The following is a 15,318-nucleotide window of genomic DNA, read 5'->3' on the forward strand; positions in this document are numbered from 1 at the left end:
GAGGCACCAGAATGAAGCCGGGGAAGAGATCGATGAGCGTTGGCACACTCAATGCGGACATCCGCATCAGCGATGTCATTGCGCATCCGCTCACGCAGGAACTGCCGCAACCGACGGTGACGTCGTGGGGCAAATACACCGAAGTCTCGATCGTGCTGGTCGAGGTGCGCACCGATGCCGGCATTACCGGCGTGGGCGAGGCGCTGGCCCGGTTCTCACCGAAAGCCTACTGCGAACTTATCGAAGGTTCCCTGAAGCCGCGGCTCGTGGGGGGCAACGCCACCGACATCATGACGCACTGGCACTCGATGCGCCGGTCGTTGTCCGGCCGCTCGGGCGGCATACTGTTCGAGGCGATTGCCGGCGTCGACATCGCGCTCTGGGATATTCTGGGCAAGGTTGCCGGCCTGCCGATCTACCGGCTGCTTGGCGGCGTCGGGCGGCAGGAAGTGCCCGTCTATGCCGCGTCGGTGAACTGGGGCAATGACGAGTTCATGGACGAGGAACTCGACCGCTATATCGAGAAGGGCTTTCCGCGCATCAAGGTCAAGGTTGCCAACCCGGTCAAGGAAGCGTGCAAGCGCGTCGAACGCCTGCGCAAGAGGGCCGGCGACGGCATCGAGCTCTGCGTCGATGCGAACTGGGCCTACACGCTGGAAGAGGCGGTCGAACTCGGGCGCGCGCTGACCGACAACAATTATTTCTGGTTCGAGGAACCGTTGCGGCCCGAAGACGAGAGCGGCTACGAGGAACTGCATCGCCGCTGCGCGACGCCGCTTGCGGCCGGCGAAAGCAACTACACGCTCGACCAGGCGATGCGGCTCGTCGCCAACCGGACTCTCTCCTTTCTCCAGCCCGACGTGGCGCGCTCCGGCGGCATCACCGAGACGCGCCGCATGGCGGAGTTCGCCGCCGCGCACGACGTCCAATATGCGCCGCATATCGGCATGTCCGGCATTGTCTGCGAGACGGCGAGCGTTCATCTCGCAGCGGCGATGCCCAACCTGCGCGCGATGGAATGCGAGACCGATTCAAGCCCGTTCAAGACGGCGATCACCGGCGCGGCGCCGGGAGCCGACCGCCAGAAGAATGGCATGCTGCCGGTTCCGACCGGTCCCGGCCTCGGCATCGAAGTCGACTGGGACGCGGTGAAGAAACTGACGGTCAAGTGAGGGCAGCGAAGCAATGACGACGGACCTCTCCACTGCCGGCATGAGCGAGGCGATGCGGCTGGCGATGCTGCGGGCCGATCCGGCGCTGTCGCGCTTCGACCCGCTGCCGCGCATCATCTCCTTCGACGATTTCTCCCGCGGCCATTGCGGCTGGTCGCAACTGGTGGGCAATTATGAGGGTGACCTCGACACGATGCTGCCTGGCTATGCGCAGCACACGAGTGCGATGCTTTCCACGCTCGGCCATTGGGATGCGGGCTCGCACGGCGGCATGGGCTCCTCCTACGCCCTGAAGATCGCGACACGGGCAAGGCCTGGCGCGCAGAATGTCGCCATCAAACGCCACACATTCCGCAAGCGTGGACCCATCCGCTTCGAACTCTATTTCACCTTCAAACCGGAGGCGACCGAATTGAAGCTGTCGGAGACGGACGTGCGTTCAATCGGCCTCCTGTTCGACCTGCAAGGCGGCGACCGCGACGGAGACGGAGAGCGCGTCATGCCGCATCTGCGTTTCCTGAATGCCGCCGACGGCAAGCACCTGCAGAAGTGGCAGTACAAGCGCGAGACGACGACATTCAAGGCGATCGGCAGCGAGGACAAGACCCTCAGCCACTATCATTTGGCGCCGGACGGATGGATCGACCTGCCGGATGGTGGGCAGCGGCTTTGCTACAACGAGATCCCGACAAAAGTGAACTGGAGCTATCTGCGCTTCGATTTCGATCTGGAGACGATGCAGGCGACAGGGCTCCAGTGCAACGACCGCACATTCGATCTTTCCGGTTTCGATTCGATCCGCATCCCGGCGATGAAGAATCTGTGGTGCATGCTCAACTTCGCCCTGTTTGCCGAAACCGACGTGGCCAAGCGCGCCTTCCTCTATGTCGACTCGGTCTGCATTTCGGGGGATTTCTGATGCTTCCGGAAAACATAACGGCGATCGTCGCCCGCAACGAATACTGGACCGGCGAAGCGGCAAGCGAACCATATGAGGCCGGCTGGGCGCGCGAGGCGGTGTTCTTCCTACGCGCATTGAAGCAGCCGGCCGGCAAGGCGCCGAAAGCGTGGGTGGAGATTTCTCCGGACGGCATGCATTGGGTGAGGGAAGGCACCGAATTCGAGATGCCGTCGGCCAAGGATCAGGTCGCCGTGGCGCGCCTGACGACATTCGGCAACTGGCTGCGCATAACAACACGGTTCGACGCCGGCGCCGATTGTACCGTGCTGATCACCCTTCACCTGAAGGCTTGAGGCCGAGCATACAGCCTTAGACGCGGCTCGCCGGTACGAGCACCTCACCCTGGAACAACCGTCGCGCGGTCATCTGCACGGACGCCATCTCGGCGTTGAAGCCGCCACTGTTGGTATCGGTGACCTGAGCCGCCAGGGTCCAGGCGCCGCTCGGATGCGCGACGACGATGTCGCCGCCTTGCGCTGCGCGGGTGCTGAGCAGGCGGTTGGGGATGGTTCCGGGCAACCTGCAGGCGACGGCAAGACAGAGCGCGGTCGTCACCGGTACGGCGCGATGCGGCAACCCGCGGCCGATCATCCGGATCATGATGTCGGCGTCTCCGGCCTCGAGGACGCGCCCGGAAAGGGTTGCGGCCCTGGCGCTTTTCGCCACGAAGGCGATGCGCGGCAGCGAGACTTTTGCGGCAGCGGCAATGTCGGGCGCGGCCCCGGCCTTCACGGTGACATGACGGCGGATCAATTCGATCCGCTCCAGCAGGCCCGGAGCGGATTCGATCGCGTCGGGCAGCTCCGTGCCGGTCAGGCCGACGGCCTCGGCGGCAACGAACATCACCGGGTTCGCCGCATCGACGAAGCTGTATTCGATCAATCCGACGCCCGCCACGTCCACGGTGTCGACGACGTTGCCCATCGGCAGCAGTTTCCCAGTCGCCGCGCCGCCTGGAGACTGGAACTCCAGCCGGACGGCGGCACCCGTTCCCGAGATGCCGTCGACGGCGAGATCGCCGGTCACCGCCGCCCTGCCGCCGCGCATCGCGAAGCGCGAAACGATGATCTTGTCGGCGTTGACATCACGGATGCGAACCGTGGCTTCACCGTCGCGCGGCGCGTCGACCAGCCCTTCGTCGACAGCGAAAGGCCCCATCGCCGAGGCCATGCTGCCGCAGCTTCCCTTGTAGTCGACGCGGGCATCGCGCACCTCGACCTGGCCGAACGTGTAGTCGATATCGACGCCGGGTTGGCTCGACCTTTCGATGATGCAGATTTTCGACAATGACGACAGGCCGCCGCCCATGCCGTCGAGCTGACGGCCATTGGGGTCGGGCGAGCCCATGGCTGCGAGAAAAATCGCGTCGCAGGCGGCCTGGTCTACCGGCAGGTCCCTGCGATGGAAGACGATCGCCTTGGAGGCGCCGCCGCGCATGAACACCGCCGGCACCGCGACCTGGTCGGACTGCGTGGCTTCGCGGGGCGCGTCCATCGATCTAGCCCCGGCCGACGAAAGGCATCTTGTTGGCCATGACGGTCATGAACAGCACATTGGCTTCGAGCGGCAGGTCATCCATGTAGAGCACGGCATCCGCGACATGCTTCACGTCCATCAACGGTTCGGTTGCCTTGCGGAGATCGGCCTGCAGGACGCCTTCCTTCATCCGTCCCGTCAGCGGCGTATCGGCATTGCCGATATCGATCTGGCCGCAGACGATGTCGAACGAGCGACCGTCAAGCGCAAGCTGCCTGGTCAGGCCGGTGATGGCATGCTTGGTCGCGGTATAGGCGGTGGCGAACGGCCTCGGCGCATGGGCGGAAATCGAGCCGTTGTTGATGATGCGGCCGCCGCCTGGCGTTTGGGTCCGCATCATGCGGAAGGCTTCGCGGGCACAGAGGAAGGCGCCGGTGAGATTGGTGTCGACGACGGCGCGCCAGGTCTCGACCGGCAGCTCGTCGATCGGCACGGCCGGGGCGCCGCGTCCGGCATTGTTGAACAGGAGGTCGAGGCGGCCGAACTGCTTGCCGACCTTCTCGAACAGGGTCTCGACGGCGGCCTGGTCGGATACGTCGGTTGGGACGACCAGGGGCTTGCCCGCCTTCGCCAGGCCCGCCGTTTCCTCCAGTTCCGCCACGCGGCGCCCGGCCAGCGCAACGGCATAACCGGCATCGAGCAGACCAAGCGCCACCGCCCGGCCGATGCCGGATCCCGCGCCTGTGACCACGGCGACTTTCGCCATATTATTTCTCCTGCAATTTGTTCGACTGGCTGCCGGCCTGCGGCGTGGTGAGTATCTTCAGCAGTTCCGGATATTGCGCGGCGGCATCATAGGGCGTCGACGAAAGCCTGGCATGGCCTCCGGCAATCGTCTCGGCGATCGCCAGCGACATGCGCGGCTCCAGTCCGAAACTCCGCAGCGTCGCGGCGGACTCCTTCATCTCCGAAACGCGGCGGGCGCCATGTTCGTGCGTGCGCTTCAGATAGTGCGAGGTGAGCTTGCGCCAGTCGAGGCCCTCGAAGGTGACGTTCACCGAGTCGAGGATGCGCTCGGTGACGCCGGCCGTTTCTGCGGCGCGCATGCTCTCCAGGATCAGCGCCTCGACGCCCTTCATCATGACGCTGCGGATCATCTTGACCGAGCAGGCCTGCCCGATCCTGTCGCCGATCGCCTCGCATTTCATGCCGACGCCGTTGAGGGTGGCGGCTGCCTCGTCCGCCCGAGGGCCGGCGAGCAGGATCGGCACCTTGTGGTTCTTCGGCCGCACGGCATCCATGATGGCGCCCTCGACGCAGGCGCCGGGGCCGCCGTCGGCAATGGCTGCGGCAACACGGCGCTTGGCGTCGGGTCCGATGGAATTGAGATCGATGAAGATCTGCTCGGGCGACAGATGCGGCGCGACGGATTCGGCCACCTTGACCGATGCCGAACCCTGCACCATCGACAGCACCACCGGCGCACCGGCGACCGCCTCGGCTACCGACGGCGCCAGGAAAACGTCGAGTTCCGCCGCCTTTGTCTTCAACGCCGCCGCATGCGCCGGGTCTTCGATGCGGATGTCATAAGCGGACAGCTTGTCGAGGCTCTTCTCGCCCTTGAAACCGAGCGCCATGGCCTGTGCCGCTTCGCCGAATCCGATGAAGGCAAGTTTCATGTGGAGGCTCCTACGGCACCCGGGTGAGTTTGTTCAGGACATGGATGGGGTCCGGCACCGGGATGCCCGGGTTGATGTGACCCCAGGCGGTGCGCGCCACTTCTCCGACATAGATCGAGCCTTGCGAGTCCACCGCGATGCCGTGCGGCGACATGAACTCGCCCGGGCCGTTGCCGGTGTGCGGGGCGCCTAGTTGGGCGAGCGAATTGCCCTTGTTGTCGAGAATGCTGATGCGTCCGCCGAGATTGGGCACCTTGCGGATGACGCTCATCGTGGGACCGCCTTCGCCGACATAGCAGAGGGGGCAGCTCCCGGCGGGCATGTAGAGCGCGCTGGCGCGGTGCAGATTGTTCCACTGCGTCTCGTAGCGGCCCTCGCCGTCGAAGACCTGGATGCGGTGCAGTTCGCGGTCGGCGACATAGACCCAGCCGTCGGCGTCGCAGGTGATGTTGTGCGGCAGGCTGAACTGGCCCGGTCCGGTTCCGGGAGAACCCCAGCTTTTCAGGTAGCGGCCGTCCGGCGTGTATTTGTGCACGCGGGCGTTGCCGTAGCCATCGGAGACATAGATGTCGCCGTTGGGTGCGCAGGCGGTGTGGGTGCAACGGCAGAAGGGCTGGCCGCTCATGTAGGGCGACGGCTGGTTGGGCGTGCCGATGGTTATCAGCACCTTGCCGTCGAGCGTGCATTTGCGCACCGTGTGATCGCCGTCGTCGGTGCAGAAGATGCTGTCGTCCGGCCCCATGTGGACGGCATGCGGACGCTTGAACAGCCCTTCGCCCCAGGAGGTCAGGAAATTGCCGTCGCGGTCGAACACCACCATCGGGTGTTCGCCGCGGTTGAAGACATAGACGCGGTCGCTGGAATCGACGCCGACGCCGCCGACCTCGTTGAGCGACCAGCCGTCGGGGAGGCGGCCCCAGCCGCGTTGCATGGCGTAGCGATAGTCGCCTTCGCCCAGGATCACCGTCATCAACTCCTCCGCGAGCCAAACGCCGCCGTATCATAAAATCACCGGCGGGTTTCTTGTATCCTATAGTCTACCCATGTATACAGGCAACACGATTTTGCCGGTAGTCGTTAAATCCGCCGTATTTGGCGGCGGCGGTCGACTGCCGGCGAAATGGATGCCGGGATGGAGAGACGGGTAAGGAATGTCAGACGAGCAGCAAGGCGCGGCGTGGCCGCAGACGATCTACCGGCTTCTTAAGGAAGCCAAGGTCACGCAGGTTTCCTATGTGCCGGACGGCGGCCACAAGCAACTGATCCAGCACTGCACCGATGATCCCGACATGCGCACGGTATCGCTGACCACCGAGCAGGACGGCATCGGCGTCGCCACCGGCGCCTGGCTCGGCGGCGTGCGCAGCGCCCTGCTGATGCAGTCGAGCGGTGTCGGCAACTGCATCAACGCGCTGTCGCTGATCAAGAATTGCCAGATACCGTTCCTTACCTTCGTCACCATGCGCGGCGATTTCGGCGAGGCCAACAACTGGCAGATGGCGATGGGGCAGGCAACGCCGACGGTGCTGGAGGCGATGGGCATGGTCTGCCTGCGCGTCGAGAAAGCCGAAGACATCGAGGAAACGGTGAGTGCAGCGCTGCGCATGTCGTTCTCAGCGTCGCAGTCGATCGCCGTCCTTCTTTCCCAGCGCCTGATCGGCGCCAAGATCTTCAAATGAGCCCGGCCATGAAAAATGGAAACACGCTGGACCGCCGCGCGGCGGTGAAACACATTCTCGCCGATCGCGGCGACACGCTCACGGTTTCCTCGCTTGGCGGCCCGTCCTACGACGTGGCGGCCATCCAGGTCGATTTCGAGCAGGATTTTCCGCTTGGCGGCGCCATGGGGCAGGCGACCATGGTGGGCCTTGGCCTTGCGCTGTCGCAGCCGAAACGCCGGGTCATCGTCTTTGCAGGCGACGGCGAAATGCTGATGAGCCTCGGCTCGCTGGCGACCATCGGCGCGGAGAAGCCGGACAATCTGGCGATCGTCGTCATCGACAACGAATACTACGCGGAGACCGGCATGCAGCGCACCCACACGGGGCGCGGCGTCGACCTCGCCGCTGTCGCGACCGGGTGCGGTTTTGCGGTTGCGCGGACCATAAGGACAACGGCGGAACTCGACGAAGCGGCGCCTCTCATCCGCTCGGCGCCAGGCCCGATCTTCGCCACGTTAAAGGTCAGCACCGACATCGGCCCGCTTTTCCCGCGCAACCGCGACGGCGTTTTGCAGAAGGCGCAGTTCCGCCGTGCGCTCCTTGGCAAAAATTGAACCAGGTCAAAGGCTTGAAGTCGCGTTCTGCTGAAAAGAATCGCATTCTTGCCGTAGCGCTGTAACGGGATGAATTGTCATACAAACGGGCAACGAGCACCTTGTATGCGGATGAATACAAGGTTAGGTTCCCTCACAACTTGAAGCAGGCGGCCGCGTTTCCGGGCGGTCACATACCCCAAGGAGAAAGACGTGGTGAGTTACAAGGCGCCCTTGATGTACATCGCCGGCGAGTGGACCAAGGGGTCCGGAAAGCCGAAGGATGTCATAAATCCGGCAACGGAAGAGGTTCTGGCGCAACTGCCGGGTGCGACCGAAGCCGATCTCGACCGCGCTCTGGAATCCACGCAGCGCGGCTTCAAGGCGTGGAGCGGCCTTTCCGCCGAGGCGCGCTGCGACATCGTGATGAAGGGCTGCCAGATCCTGCGCGAGCGCGCGGCCGAGATCGCGCCGCACATCACCATGGAGCAGGGCAAGCCGGTCGAGGAAGCTCGGATGGAAATCATCCGGGCGGCCTCGATCATCGAATGGGACGTGCAGCAGGGCCGCCGCGCCTACGGCACCATCGTGCCCAGCGATCCCGGCTTCAACCGTTTCGGGCTCAAGCTGCCGATCGGGCCGGTCGCGGCCTTCACGCCGTGGAATTTCCCGATTTCTTCGCCCGGCCGCAAGCTGGGAGCAGCGCTGGGCGCCGGCTGCTCCGTCATCATCAAGAGTTCGGAAGAAACGCCGACATCCACCTGCGCGCTGGTCGAATGCCTGCTTGCCGGCGGACTGCCGCCGGAGGTCATCAACGTCGTCTCCGGCAACTCGTCGATGATCTCGGCCTATCTGATCGCCTCGCCGGTCATCCGAGCGATCACGTTCACCGGCTCGACGCCGGTCGGCAAACACCTCGCCAAGCTCTGCGCTGAAGCAATGAAGCCGGCCGTCATGGAACTCGGCGGCCATTCTCCGGTCATCGTCTTCGACGACGTCGATGTCGCGGCCATCGCCAAGCAGGGAGCCGCCGGAAAGTTCCGCAATGCGGGGCAGATCTGCACCGCGCCGACCCGCTTCATCGTCCAGGAAAAGGCGCATGACGCCTTCGTCGAGACCTTCGTCAACGCGGCAAAGGCCATCAAGATCGGCAACGGCCTGGACAAGGGAACGCAGATGGGCCCGCTCGCCAACCCGCGTCGCATGGCGGCATTGGAAGCGATGGTCGCCGATGCGAAGGCGAAGGGCGCCACCATCGCCACCGGCGGATCGCGCATCGGCAACCGCGGCTATTTCTTCGAGCCGACCGTGCTGACGGACGTTCCCGATGACGCCGACGTGGTGAACATCGAGCCGTTCGGCCCGATCGCGCCGGTGATCCGCTTCAACGACCTCGAAGAAGCGATCGAGATCGCCAACCGTCTGCCCTATGGCCTTTGCTCCTATGCCTTCACCAACTCGCAGGCTAGGTCGTTCGAACTGGCGCACCGCGTCGAAAGCGGCATCATGTCGCTCAACCATTTCGGTACGTCGCAGGCCGATACGCCGTTCGGCGGCGTCAAGGAAAGCGGTTATGGTCGCGAGGGCGGCTACGAGACGCTGGACGCCTTCATGATCACCAAGTTCATCTCGCAGAAGATCACGGCGTAGCGCCGGCAGGGGAGTTGTCATGGATATCAGGCTGGACGGAAGATCGGCGATCATCACCGGCGGCAGCAAGGGGCTGGGGCTGGCGATGGCCACCCGCTTCGCCCAGTCCGGTGCCGACGTCGCCATACTGGCGCGCGGCATCGGCCCAATCGAGGAAGCCGTGGCGATGGTCCGCAAATCTGCGAAGGGCAAGGTCGAGGGTTTCGTCTGCGATGTGGGCAAGGCCGGCGATACGCAGGACGCCTATGACAAGGTGATGGCCGCCTTCGGCAAGGTGGATATCCTCGTCAACAATGCCGGCGAGTCACGACTTGGCGCCTTCGAGACGATCACCGACCAGATGTGGCAGGACGACATCGAGCAGAAGCTGATGGGCGCGATCCGCATGACGCGGCTCGCCTGGCCGCAGATGAAGCAGCGTCGCTGGGGGCGCGTTATCAATGTCCTGTCGATCAACGCCAAACACTCGCGGGCGGGCGGGGCGCCCACCACAGTGTCCCGCGCCGCCGGGCTGGCGCTGACCAAGGTGCTGGCGGGCGAGGGCGCTCCGCACAACGTGCTGGTCAACGCGCTGATGGTCGGCTCGATCGTCTCCGACCAGATCGCGCGCCGCCAGAAGGCCCGCAAGGACGGTGCGACGCTGGAAGACATGATCGCCGAAGTCGGCAAGGACATTCCGCTCGGCCGCATGGGCAGGGCGGAAGAGTTCGCCAATGTCGCCTGTTTCCTCGCTTCCGAGCACGCGTCCTATGTTGCCGGTACCGCCATTCCCGTCGATGGCGGCAAGGCGCCTTTCATCTGAGCAGGTGCTTGGAGGATCGCGTTCGCCTCGATCCTCAGGCGGCGGGCCATTGCCAGCGGGCAATGGTTTCGAGCCATTCCGGCAACGGCAGAACCTCGAGCACATAATCCGTGCTGAGCGACAATGCGATAGCGCCGATGAGGCCGATGATGGTCGCCGCCCAGATGCGGCCACCGATCACTTCATGCTCGCGGTTCAGCAGCGAATTGGCGAAGACGCGGAATACCAGCGACAGGCGCTGGATCGGCGTCACCACCGACACCGGCGCCACCGCAAGCGCCATGTAGCCGGTCATTTGCGAGATCGCGACAAGCGCGCCTGAAATCGAAAACCATTTTCGCGACACGCGATCGACGCTGAATATGCCGCCGCGAAGCGCGGGTGACAGCAGGGCAAAGGCCATCACGCCCGCCGCCGCTACATAGGCGATCAGGCCACCGGCAATGCTGGCGACAAGGCCGCCATCCTGAAGCGCCGTGCGCACGAGGATGGGACTGGTGCCGTAGCCGGTCGCCGAGAGCAGCGCGAAGGTGTAGCCTTCGGCATAATTCGGCTTGAAGGTCGAAGCGGTCGCGTCCGGACCGAGCGTCGCCTTTCGCGCCCGCAGCGATACCGCGGGACCGAATATCACCAACAGGATGCCGAGCAGCCTGAGCGGTGTCAGCGCCTCGCCGAGAAGTACGATCGCTAGCACCAGCGTGACGACGATGCTCATCTGTTGCGGCGGGCCGACGAGGTTGGCGCCCATCGCCTTGGTGGCGCGGAAATTGCAGTACCGGCCCCAGGCAAAATGCAGGACGCCGGCCGCGCACAGCATCAGGAATGAATTGGCGGGAAAGGCGGCGGCGGCGCTCCAGGCGCCGGTTAGCGACGCCACGACGACGAACAGCACGACGCCGATGGCCAGCGAGATCGCCATGCCTTGCGCCACCGTTCCGGTCAGTGCGCCGCGCCGGAAGGCGGCATTGTTGATGGCGAACGTCAAAGCCGCCAGCAAGGCCAGGAGACCACCGAGCATGGCCTAGCTCACCCCTGGCCGCCTGCGGATTTCGGCGCCGAATGTTCGGTCGAGACCGGGCGTGTCTCTCCAGTCGCGATCATCGTACGCGTGGCATCGATCGATGCGTAGGTCCAGAAAATCCTCGCATTGTGCGTTTTGGAGGCATTGATGAAACGATGCGGCACACCGCTCGGAATGAAGGTCGTGTCGTTCGGCCCAAGAACATGTTCGATGCCGTCCATCACCGCGATGCATTCCCCGTCGAGCACCATAACGCTCTCTTCGCAATTGTGCGAATGCATCGGGATGGAGGCGCTGGGCTGGAACTCGGTGATGCCGTTCAGCATCGAGGTCGAGCCGATGGCCCGCGTCACCAAAGGTGTCGTGCGGGCGCCGCCGCCGCGGTCGATTACCTTAAGCTGCTCCGGCCGCAGGACCGCCCCCGATGCGCCCGTCATGCGAACAGCCCCTCGGCGCCCGCCTTGCCGGCAGCGCTCTTGTCGAGAGCCGGGTCGGGGATTTTCGTCAGCCGGTGCATGCGGTGCAGATTGTCAGGCAGCGGCTCTCCGGGGAAGAGCGAAGGCCAGGCCCGGGTGCTGACCTCGCCTATATAGAGATTCCCCTTCGAGTCCACCGCCAGCGAGTGCGGCGAAAGGAACTGGCCCGGATTGCGCGGTCCGGTCGGCAGGTTGCCGAAGCGCGCCAGCAGCTTGCCGTCATTGGTGGTGATGGAGACGCGCGGCCCGAGGTTCGGATTCTTGCGGTTGACGTTCATGTAGGGGCCGATCTCGCCGACATAGCAGATCGGGCACTTGCCGGAACCGAGCAGCAAGGCGCTCGGGCGATGCAGATTGTTGATCTGGGTCTCGTATCTGCCGTTGCCGTCGAAGACCTGGATGCGGTGATTTTCACGGTCGGCGACATAGACCCAGCCGTCGACGTCGCAGCAGATGTTGTGCGGAAAGTTGAACTGGCCGGCGTCGATGCCGGGTGCTCCCCAGGACAGGATGGGCTTGCCCTGCGGCGAATATTTATGGACGCGGGCGTTGCCGTATCCGTCGGAGACATAGAAGTCGTTTTCCGGCGAGACCGCCGTGTGCGTGCAGCGGTGATAGGGCTGGCCGGACATATAGGGCGCCGGCCTGTTCGGGGTACCGAGCGTCAGCAGGATTTTGCCGTCCAGCGTGCATTTGCGCACGGTGTGGTCGCCATCGTCGGTGCAGAAGATGGTGTCGTCGGGGCCGATATGCAGGCCGTGCGGATTGCTGAAGACGCCCTGGCCCCAGGTGTCGAGGAAAGCCCCTTCGCCATCGACGACGATCATCGGATTGGGGCCTCGGTTGAACAGATAGACGCGGTCGCGCCGGTCGACTGCAAGTGCTGCGACGTCGCCCATGACGATGCCGGGGGGCAGCTTCACCCATTGCTCTTCCACCTTGTAGGTGAAGTCGCCGCTTCCGAGGATGGTTGTCATGTCGCTATTCCTTCGCGAGGCAGGATTGTCCGGCGGGCCGCGCCGAAACCGGTCACGCGGCCCGTCTGGATCGCGGCGGCTAGTGCCGCAGAAATGCTTCCGGCTGGCCGGCTATTTGGCGATCCAGGGATTGGTGGCCCACAGGTCGCGGAAAATCTTGTCCTGCTCGCGCACGAAGGCGTCGGTCTGCTTTGCATCCATGATGTTCAGCGACAGGGAGCGCTTCTTGGCATCGGCCAGGAACGCTGGATCCTTGGCCGCCTGCGCAATGCACTCGGCCAGTTTCGTCTCCACCTCCGCCGGTGCGCCCTTGGGCACGCCGATGATGTGGTCGGAGCCCGAGATCAGGTCGAAACCGGCTTCCTTGAAAGTCTGCGTGTCGGGATAGAGCGGATCGCGGCTGTCGGCGGCAATCGCCAGCGGCCGGATCTCGTCGCGGAACTGCGCCGCTTCGCTGTTCGACATGAAGGCGATTTCCACCTGGCTGCCGAGCAATGCGTTGCGCGAATCCGCGCCGGAGCCGAACGGAATGAAGTTGAAATCGACGCCGAGCATCTGTTCGAAACGCAGGCCGCCGAGATGGTCGTCGGCGCCGAGGCCGCCAAGGCCGACATTGATCGGCTGGCCGCTTTCCTTGGCGAATTTGACGAAATCGGCAAGGGTCTTGAACTGGCTGTCGGGGCGGACCGCGATCAGCGAGCGGACGCCTACGATATTGCCGAGGAAATCGAAAGTGTCGACCGTGAAGGTCATCTGCTTGCCGATCTGGTTGGTGACGAATTGCGGCATGTTGAGCGAGGCGATGGTGTAGCCGTCGTTCGGCGCCTTCGCCGCCTCGGTCATGCCGACGGCACCGGTTGCGCCCGGCATGGCGGTGACCACGAAGGTGGCGCCGTTGCCGAGGCATTTTTCGACATAGGGCGCCCAGGTCCGGATGCCGACGTCGGTGCCGCCGCCGGCGGAGTTCGGGTTGATGAAGGCGATCGGCCGCTCGGGATATTCGGCTGCGGCGGGCGTGGCGGCGACGCTTGCCAGGAGCAGGAGGGCCAGGCTGGATTTCAATCTCATTGTGCGTTTCCCTTTATTGTATACGGTTGTATATATCAGACAATCCTAACGGTCGTCTCCATCGTTTGGCAAGATGGTGTTCGCCGTATTGAGGGCGGTTGTGGCGCTTTTTTCAGCATTTCACGTCAAGTCCGCACCGGCGTTGTGCATGCGAGGATGTCACGCTAAGACTTGATCGGATTGTCATACCAAGTCAGGCGAAGAATGCCGCGAAACAAACCGACCTTTCTGGCACGCGAAGGCCTCGCAAGCAGGCTTGCAAGCGACGTGATCGAGCGGATCGCACGCGAGGAGATATCGCCCGGAGAGCGGCTGCCGACTGAGGCCGAAATCGCCACCCAATACGGCGTCAGCCGAACCGTCGTGCGCGAGGCTATCTCGCGGCTGCGGGCCGATGGCGTGGTCACCGCGCGGCCGGGCGCCGGGACCTTCGTCACGCCGACGGGATGGAGCCGCTCGTTCCGCATCGATCCGTCGGGCGGCCCGGCGGAGACGCCGTTCGCCCATGTGCTCGAGCTTCGCATGGCCTTCGAGGTCGAGGCGGCGCGGCTTGCCGCGGAGCGGCGGCAGGAGGCCGATCTCGACGAGATGCGGCACTGTCTTTCGATCATGGCTGCGGACATGGCAGGCACCGAGGAGGGCATCGATGCCGATGTCCGCTTTCACCGGTCGATTGCGCTGGCGACTAGAAATCCGCTCTACAGCGATTTCTTCGACTTCATCAATCCGCATATACGCCGCGAGATCAGGCAGGCCCGTGAAAAGACGGCGAGGCTGTCGCAGAGCAAGGCGGCCGGGCTGTGGCTCCAGGCGCAGGGCGAGCATGTCGCGATCCTCGCGGCGATCGAAGCCGCGAACCCCACGAAGGCCGCCGCCGCCGCGCGCATCCACATTCGCAATACGGTGAAGCGGCTTCGGCACGGCGAAACCGCGCCGGCCTGATCGGCGGTGCAACTCAGATGAGTGCGCGCAGGGCTTCGGTCCGCTTCTGGCCGGCGTCGACCAGCAGGGTGACGTCGTTGGCGGCGAGGATGAAGCGGTAGCCCATGTCGAAATAGACCTTCAGGTCCTCTGGCTTGCGCACGCCACCGAGCCCGGCATGGCGGCCATGCTTCTTGCATGCCGCGGCGACGCGCTCGAAAGCCTTGACGACGCGCGGGTTCATGACGTCGCCGGGAATTCCCATGTCCAGGCAAAGATCGTTGCCGCCGATCATGACGACATCGATGCCCTCCACGGCGGCGATCGCCTCGCAGTTCTCGATCGACGCCTCAGTTTCGAGCATCACCGCGATCAGGAAATCCTCGTCGAGCTGCTTGGTCAGTTTGCCGACCGGCATGGAGCGGAAGTTGACATGCACCTGCATCGAGGAGATCGACCGCCGCCCGACCGGCGGATAGCGCAATTGTCGCACCACTTCTCGCGCCTGCTCGACGGTGTCGACATGCGGCATGACGATGCCCTGGGCGCCGCCATCGAGGGCGCGCGTCGCCATCCAGTATTGATTTTCGGGAACGCGGACCAGCGGCGCGATGCCGGCATCGAGCGATCCGACGGACAGTTCGCTCGCCGTCTCGATCGACATGGAATTGTGCTCGAGGTCGATGAACAGCCAGTCGAAGCCGGCCGTCTCGAATATCTTGGCGGTTTCGACGCTGCGGGCCTGCCTGAGCACGACGCCCAGCGACAGTTCGTGCTGGCGAAGTTTCTGAAGCGCGATGTTTGCCATGTCTTCCTCCGATTGGCGCCTCGTGGAGTCGCGACGAGGCCGGTTCATATCGT

At 64.3% G+C, this 15,318-nt stretch carries 17 protein-coding genes; 8 read left to right on the forward strand and 9 right to left on the reverse strand.

The genetic code is table 11. The features are described from left to right. The first annotated feature begins 32 nt into the window (after positions 1-32). Genes OHD58_RS21475 through OHD58_RS21485 form a run of 3 tightly spaced genes read left to right on the forward strand, consistent with a single transcriptional unit; the run spans position 33 to position 2,426 of the window. Positions 33-1,172 carry a mandelate racemase/muconate lactonizing enzyme family protein gene (locus OHD58_RS21475; protein ID WP_263805491.1) on the forward strand — a complete coding sequence of 380 codons (1,140 nt, stop codon included), beginning with the start codon at positions 33-35 and terminating at the stop codon, positions 1,170-1,172. A gap of 52 nt (positions 1,173-1,224) precedes the next feature. Continuing rightward, a complete protein-coding gene (locus OHD58_RS21480) occupies positions 1,225-2,091 on the forward strand; it encodes a DUF6772 family protein (protein WP_263805608.1) in 867 nt (288 codons plus the stop codon). Then, entirely contained in the window at positions 2,091-2,426 is a 336-nt protein-coding gene (locus OHD58_RS21485) for a hypothetical protein (RefSeq protein ID WP_263805492.1), read from the forward strand. The genes OHD58_RS21480 and OHD58_RS21485 overlap by 1 nt, the downstream gene beginning before the upstream one ends. A 16-nt stretch (positions 2,427-2,442) precedes the next feature. Here OHD58_RS21485 and OHD58_RS21490 read toward each other — a convergent pair whose 3' ends face one another. From OHD58_RS21490 to OHD58_RS21505, 4 genes are read right to left on the reverse strand one after another with little or no spacing between them, the layout of a single operon-like run. Next, entirely contained in the window at positions 2,443-3,627 is a 1,185-nt protein-coding gene (locus tag OHD58_RS21490; RefSeq protein WP_263805493.1) for a 2-methylaconitate cis-trans isomerase PrpF family protein, read from the reverse strand. A gap of 4 nt (positions 3,628-3,631) precedes the next feature. Continuing rightward, complete coding sequence (locus OHD58_RS21495) at positions 3,632-4,375, reverse strand: SDR family oxidoreductase (RefSeq protein WP_263805494.1); 744 nt, start codon at positions 4,373-4,375, stop codon at positions 3,632-3,634. 1 nt (position 4,376) lies between these two features. Further along, positions 4,377-5,288 carry an NAD(P)-dependent oxidoreductase gene (locus tag OHD58_RS21500; RefSeq protein ID WP_263805495.1) on the reverse strand — a complete coding sequence of 304 codons (912 nt, stop codon included), beginning with the start codon at positions 5,286-5,288 and terminating at the stop codon, positions 4,377-4,379. 10 nt (positions 5,289-5,298) lie between these two features. Further along, positions 5,299-6,258: a peptidyl-alpha-hydroxyglycine alpha-amidating lyase family protein gene (locus tag OHD58_RS21505; RefSeq protein WP_263805496.1), complete on the reverse strand. Its 960-nt coding sequence runs from the start codon at positions 6,256-6,258 to the stop codon at positions 5,299-5,301. 181 nt (positions 6,259-6,439) lie between these two features. Here OHD58_RS21505 and OHD58_RS21510 point away from each other — a divergent pair, with 181 nt between their 5' ends. From OHD58_RS21510 to OHD58_RS21525, 4 genes are all read left to right on the forward strand, one after another. Continuing rightward, positions 6,440-6,967, forward strand: coding sequence for a thiamine pyrophosphate-binding protein (locus OHD58_RS21510; RefSeq protein ID WP_263805498.1), 528 nt, complete (start codon positions 6,440-6,442; stop codon positions 6,965-6,967). 8 nt (positions 6,968-6,975) lie between these two features. Then, positions 6,976-7,563 (forward strand): thiamine pyrophosphate-dependent enzyme, encoded by a 588-nt coding sequence (locus tag OHD58_RS21515; protein WP_263805499.1) that lies wholly within the window; start codon positions 6,976-6,978, stop codon positions 7,561-7,563. Positions 7,564-7,758: 195 nt separating this feature from the next. Then, a complete protein-coding gene (locus OHD58_RS21520) occupies positions 7,759-9,192 on the forward strand; it encodes an NAD-dependent succinate-semialdehyde dehydrogenase (RefSeq protein WP_318528279.1) in 1,434 nt (477 codons plus the stop codon). Positions 9,193-9,211: 19 nt separating this feature from the next. Continuing rightward, positions 9,212-9,994, forward strand: a complete 783-nt coding sequence (locus OHD58_RS21525; protein WP_263805502.1) for an SDR family oxidoreductase — start codon at positions 9,212-9,214, stop codon at positions 9,992-9,994. Positions 9,995-10,028: 34 nt separating this feature from the next. Here the strand turns inward: OHD58_RS21525 and OHD58_RS21530 are convergent, their stop codons facing one another. From OHD58_RS21530 to OHD58_RS21545, 4 genes are all read right to left on the reverse strand, one after another. After that, entirely contained in the window at positions 10,029-11,012 is a 984-nt protein-coding gene (locus OHD58_RS21530; protein ID WP_263805504.1) for an EamA family transporter, read from the reverse strand. 8 nt (positions 11,013-11,020) lie between these two features. Further along, positions 11,021-11,452: a cupin domain-containing protein gene (locus OHD58_RS21535; protein ID WP_263805506.1), complete on the reverse strand. Its 432-nt coding sequence runs from the start codon at positions 11,450-11,452 to the stop codon at positions 11,021-11,023. Further along, positions 11,449-12,468 carry a peptidyl-alpha-hydroxyglycine alpha-amidating lyase family protein gene (locus tag OHD58_RS21540; protein ID WP_263805507.1) on the reverse strand — a complete coding sequence of 340 codons (1,020 nt, stop codon included), beginning with the start codon at positions 12,466-12,468 and terminating at the stop codon, positions 11,449-11,451. Before OHD58_RS21540 ends, OHD58_RS21535 begins: the two co-directional genes overlap by 4 nt. A 111-nt stretch (positions 12,469-12,579) precedes the next feature. After that, a complete protein-coding gene (locus tag OHD58_RS21545) occupies positions 12,580-13,536 on the reverse strand; it encodes a tripartite tricarboxylate transporter substrate binding protein (RefSeq protein ID WP_263805508.1) in 957 nt (318 codons plus the stop codon). Positions 13,537-13,740: 204 nt separating this feature from the next. On the opposite strand from OHD58_RS21545, the gene OHD58_RS21550 reads away from it, so the two are divergent. Beyond that, positions 13,741-14,478, forward strand: a complete 738-nt coding sequence (locus OHD58_RS21550; protein WP_263805509.1) for a FadR/GntR family transcriptional regulator — start codon at positions 13,741-13,743, stop codon at positions 14,476-14,478. A 13-nt stretch (positions 14,479-14,491) separates the two neighbouring features. Here the strand turns inward: OHD58_RS21550 and OHD58_RS21555 are convergent, their stop codons facing one another. Further along, the gene (locus OHD58_RS21555; protein ID WP_263805510.1) at positions 14,492-15,265 is read right to left on the reverse strand and encodes an HpcH/HpaI aldolase family protein; all 774 of its coding nucleotides are present in this window, start codon (positions 15,263-15,265) and stop codon (positions 14,492-14,494) included. Positions 15,266-15,318 lie beyond the last annotated feature (53 nt).

Origin of the sequence: Mesorhizobium sp. ZC-5 (genome assembly GCF_025753855.1) — a bacterium.
Taxonomy (GTDB): domain Bacteria; phylum Pseudomonadota; class Alphaproteobacteria; order Rhizobiales; family Rhizobiaceae; genus Neomesorhizobium.

Bases quoted from the DNA above. Each gene is read 5' to 3' on its own strand.
- OHD58_RS21475 (WP_263805491.1), top strand. From the start codon at position 33: ATGAGCGTTGGCACACTCAATGCGGACATCCGCATCAGCGATGTCATT.
- OHD58_RS21480 (WP_263805608.1), top strand. From the start codon at position 1,225: ATGCGGCTGGCGATGCTGCGGGCCGATCCGGCGCTGTCGCGCTTCGAC.
- OHD58_RS21485 (WP_263805492.1), top strand. From the start codon at position 2,091: ATGCTTCCGGAAAACATAACGGCGATCGTCGCCCGCAACGAATACTGG.
- OHD58_RS21490 (WP_263805493.1), bottom strand. From the start codon at position 3,627: ATGGACGCGCCCCGCGAAGCCACGCAGTCCGACCAGGTCGCGGTGCCG.
- OHD58_RS21495 (WP_263805494.1), bottom strand. From the start codon at position 4,375: ATGGCGAAAGTCGCCGTGGTCACAGGCGCGGGATCCGGCATCGGCCGG.
- OHD58_RS21500 (WP_263805495.1), bottom strand. From the start codon at position 5,288: ATGAAACTTGCCTTCATCGGATTCGGCGAAGCGGCACAGGCCATGGCG.
- OHD58_RS21505 (WP_263805496.1), bottom strand. From the start codon at position 6,258: ATGACGGTGATCCTGGGCGAAGGCGACTATCGCTACGCCATGCAACGC.
- OHD58_RS21510 (WP_263805498.1), top strand. From the start codon at position 6,440: ATGTCAGACGAGCAGCAAGGCGCGGCGTGGCCGCAGACGATCTACCGG.
- OHD58_RS21515 (WP_263805499.1), top strand. From the start codon at position 6,976: ATGAAAAATGGAAACACGCTGGACCGCCGCGCGGCGGTGAAACACATT.
- OHD58_RS21525 (WP_263805502.1), top strand. From the start codon at position 9,212: ATGGATATCAGGCTGGACGGAAGATCGGCGATCATCACCGGCGGCAGC.
- OHD58_RS21530 (WP_263805504.1), bottom strand. From the start codon at position 11,012: ATGCTCGGTGGTCTCCTGGCCTTGCTGGCGGCTTTGACGTTCGCCATC.
- OHD58_RS21535 (WP_263805506.1), bottom strand. From the start codon at position 11,452: ATGACGGGCGCATCGGGGGCGGTCCTGCGGCCGGAGCAGCTTAAGGTA.
- OHD58_RS21540 (WP_263805507.1), bottom strand. From the start codon at position 12,468: ATGACAACCATCCTCGGAAGCGGCGACTTCACCTACAAGGTGGAAGAG.
- OHD58_RS21545 (WP_263805508.1), bottom strand. From the start codon at position 13,536: ATGAGATTGAAATCCAGCCTGGCCCTCCTGCTCCTGGCAAGCGTCGCC.
- OHD58_RS21550 (WP_263805509.1), top strand. From the start codon at position 13,741: ATGCCGCGAAACAAACCGACCTTTCTGGCACGCGAAGGCCTCGCAAGC.
- OHD58_RS21555 (WP_263805510.1), bottom strand. From the start codon at position 15,265: ATGGCAAACATCGCGCTTCAGAAACTTCGCCAGCACGAACTGTCGCTG.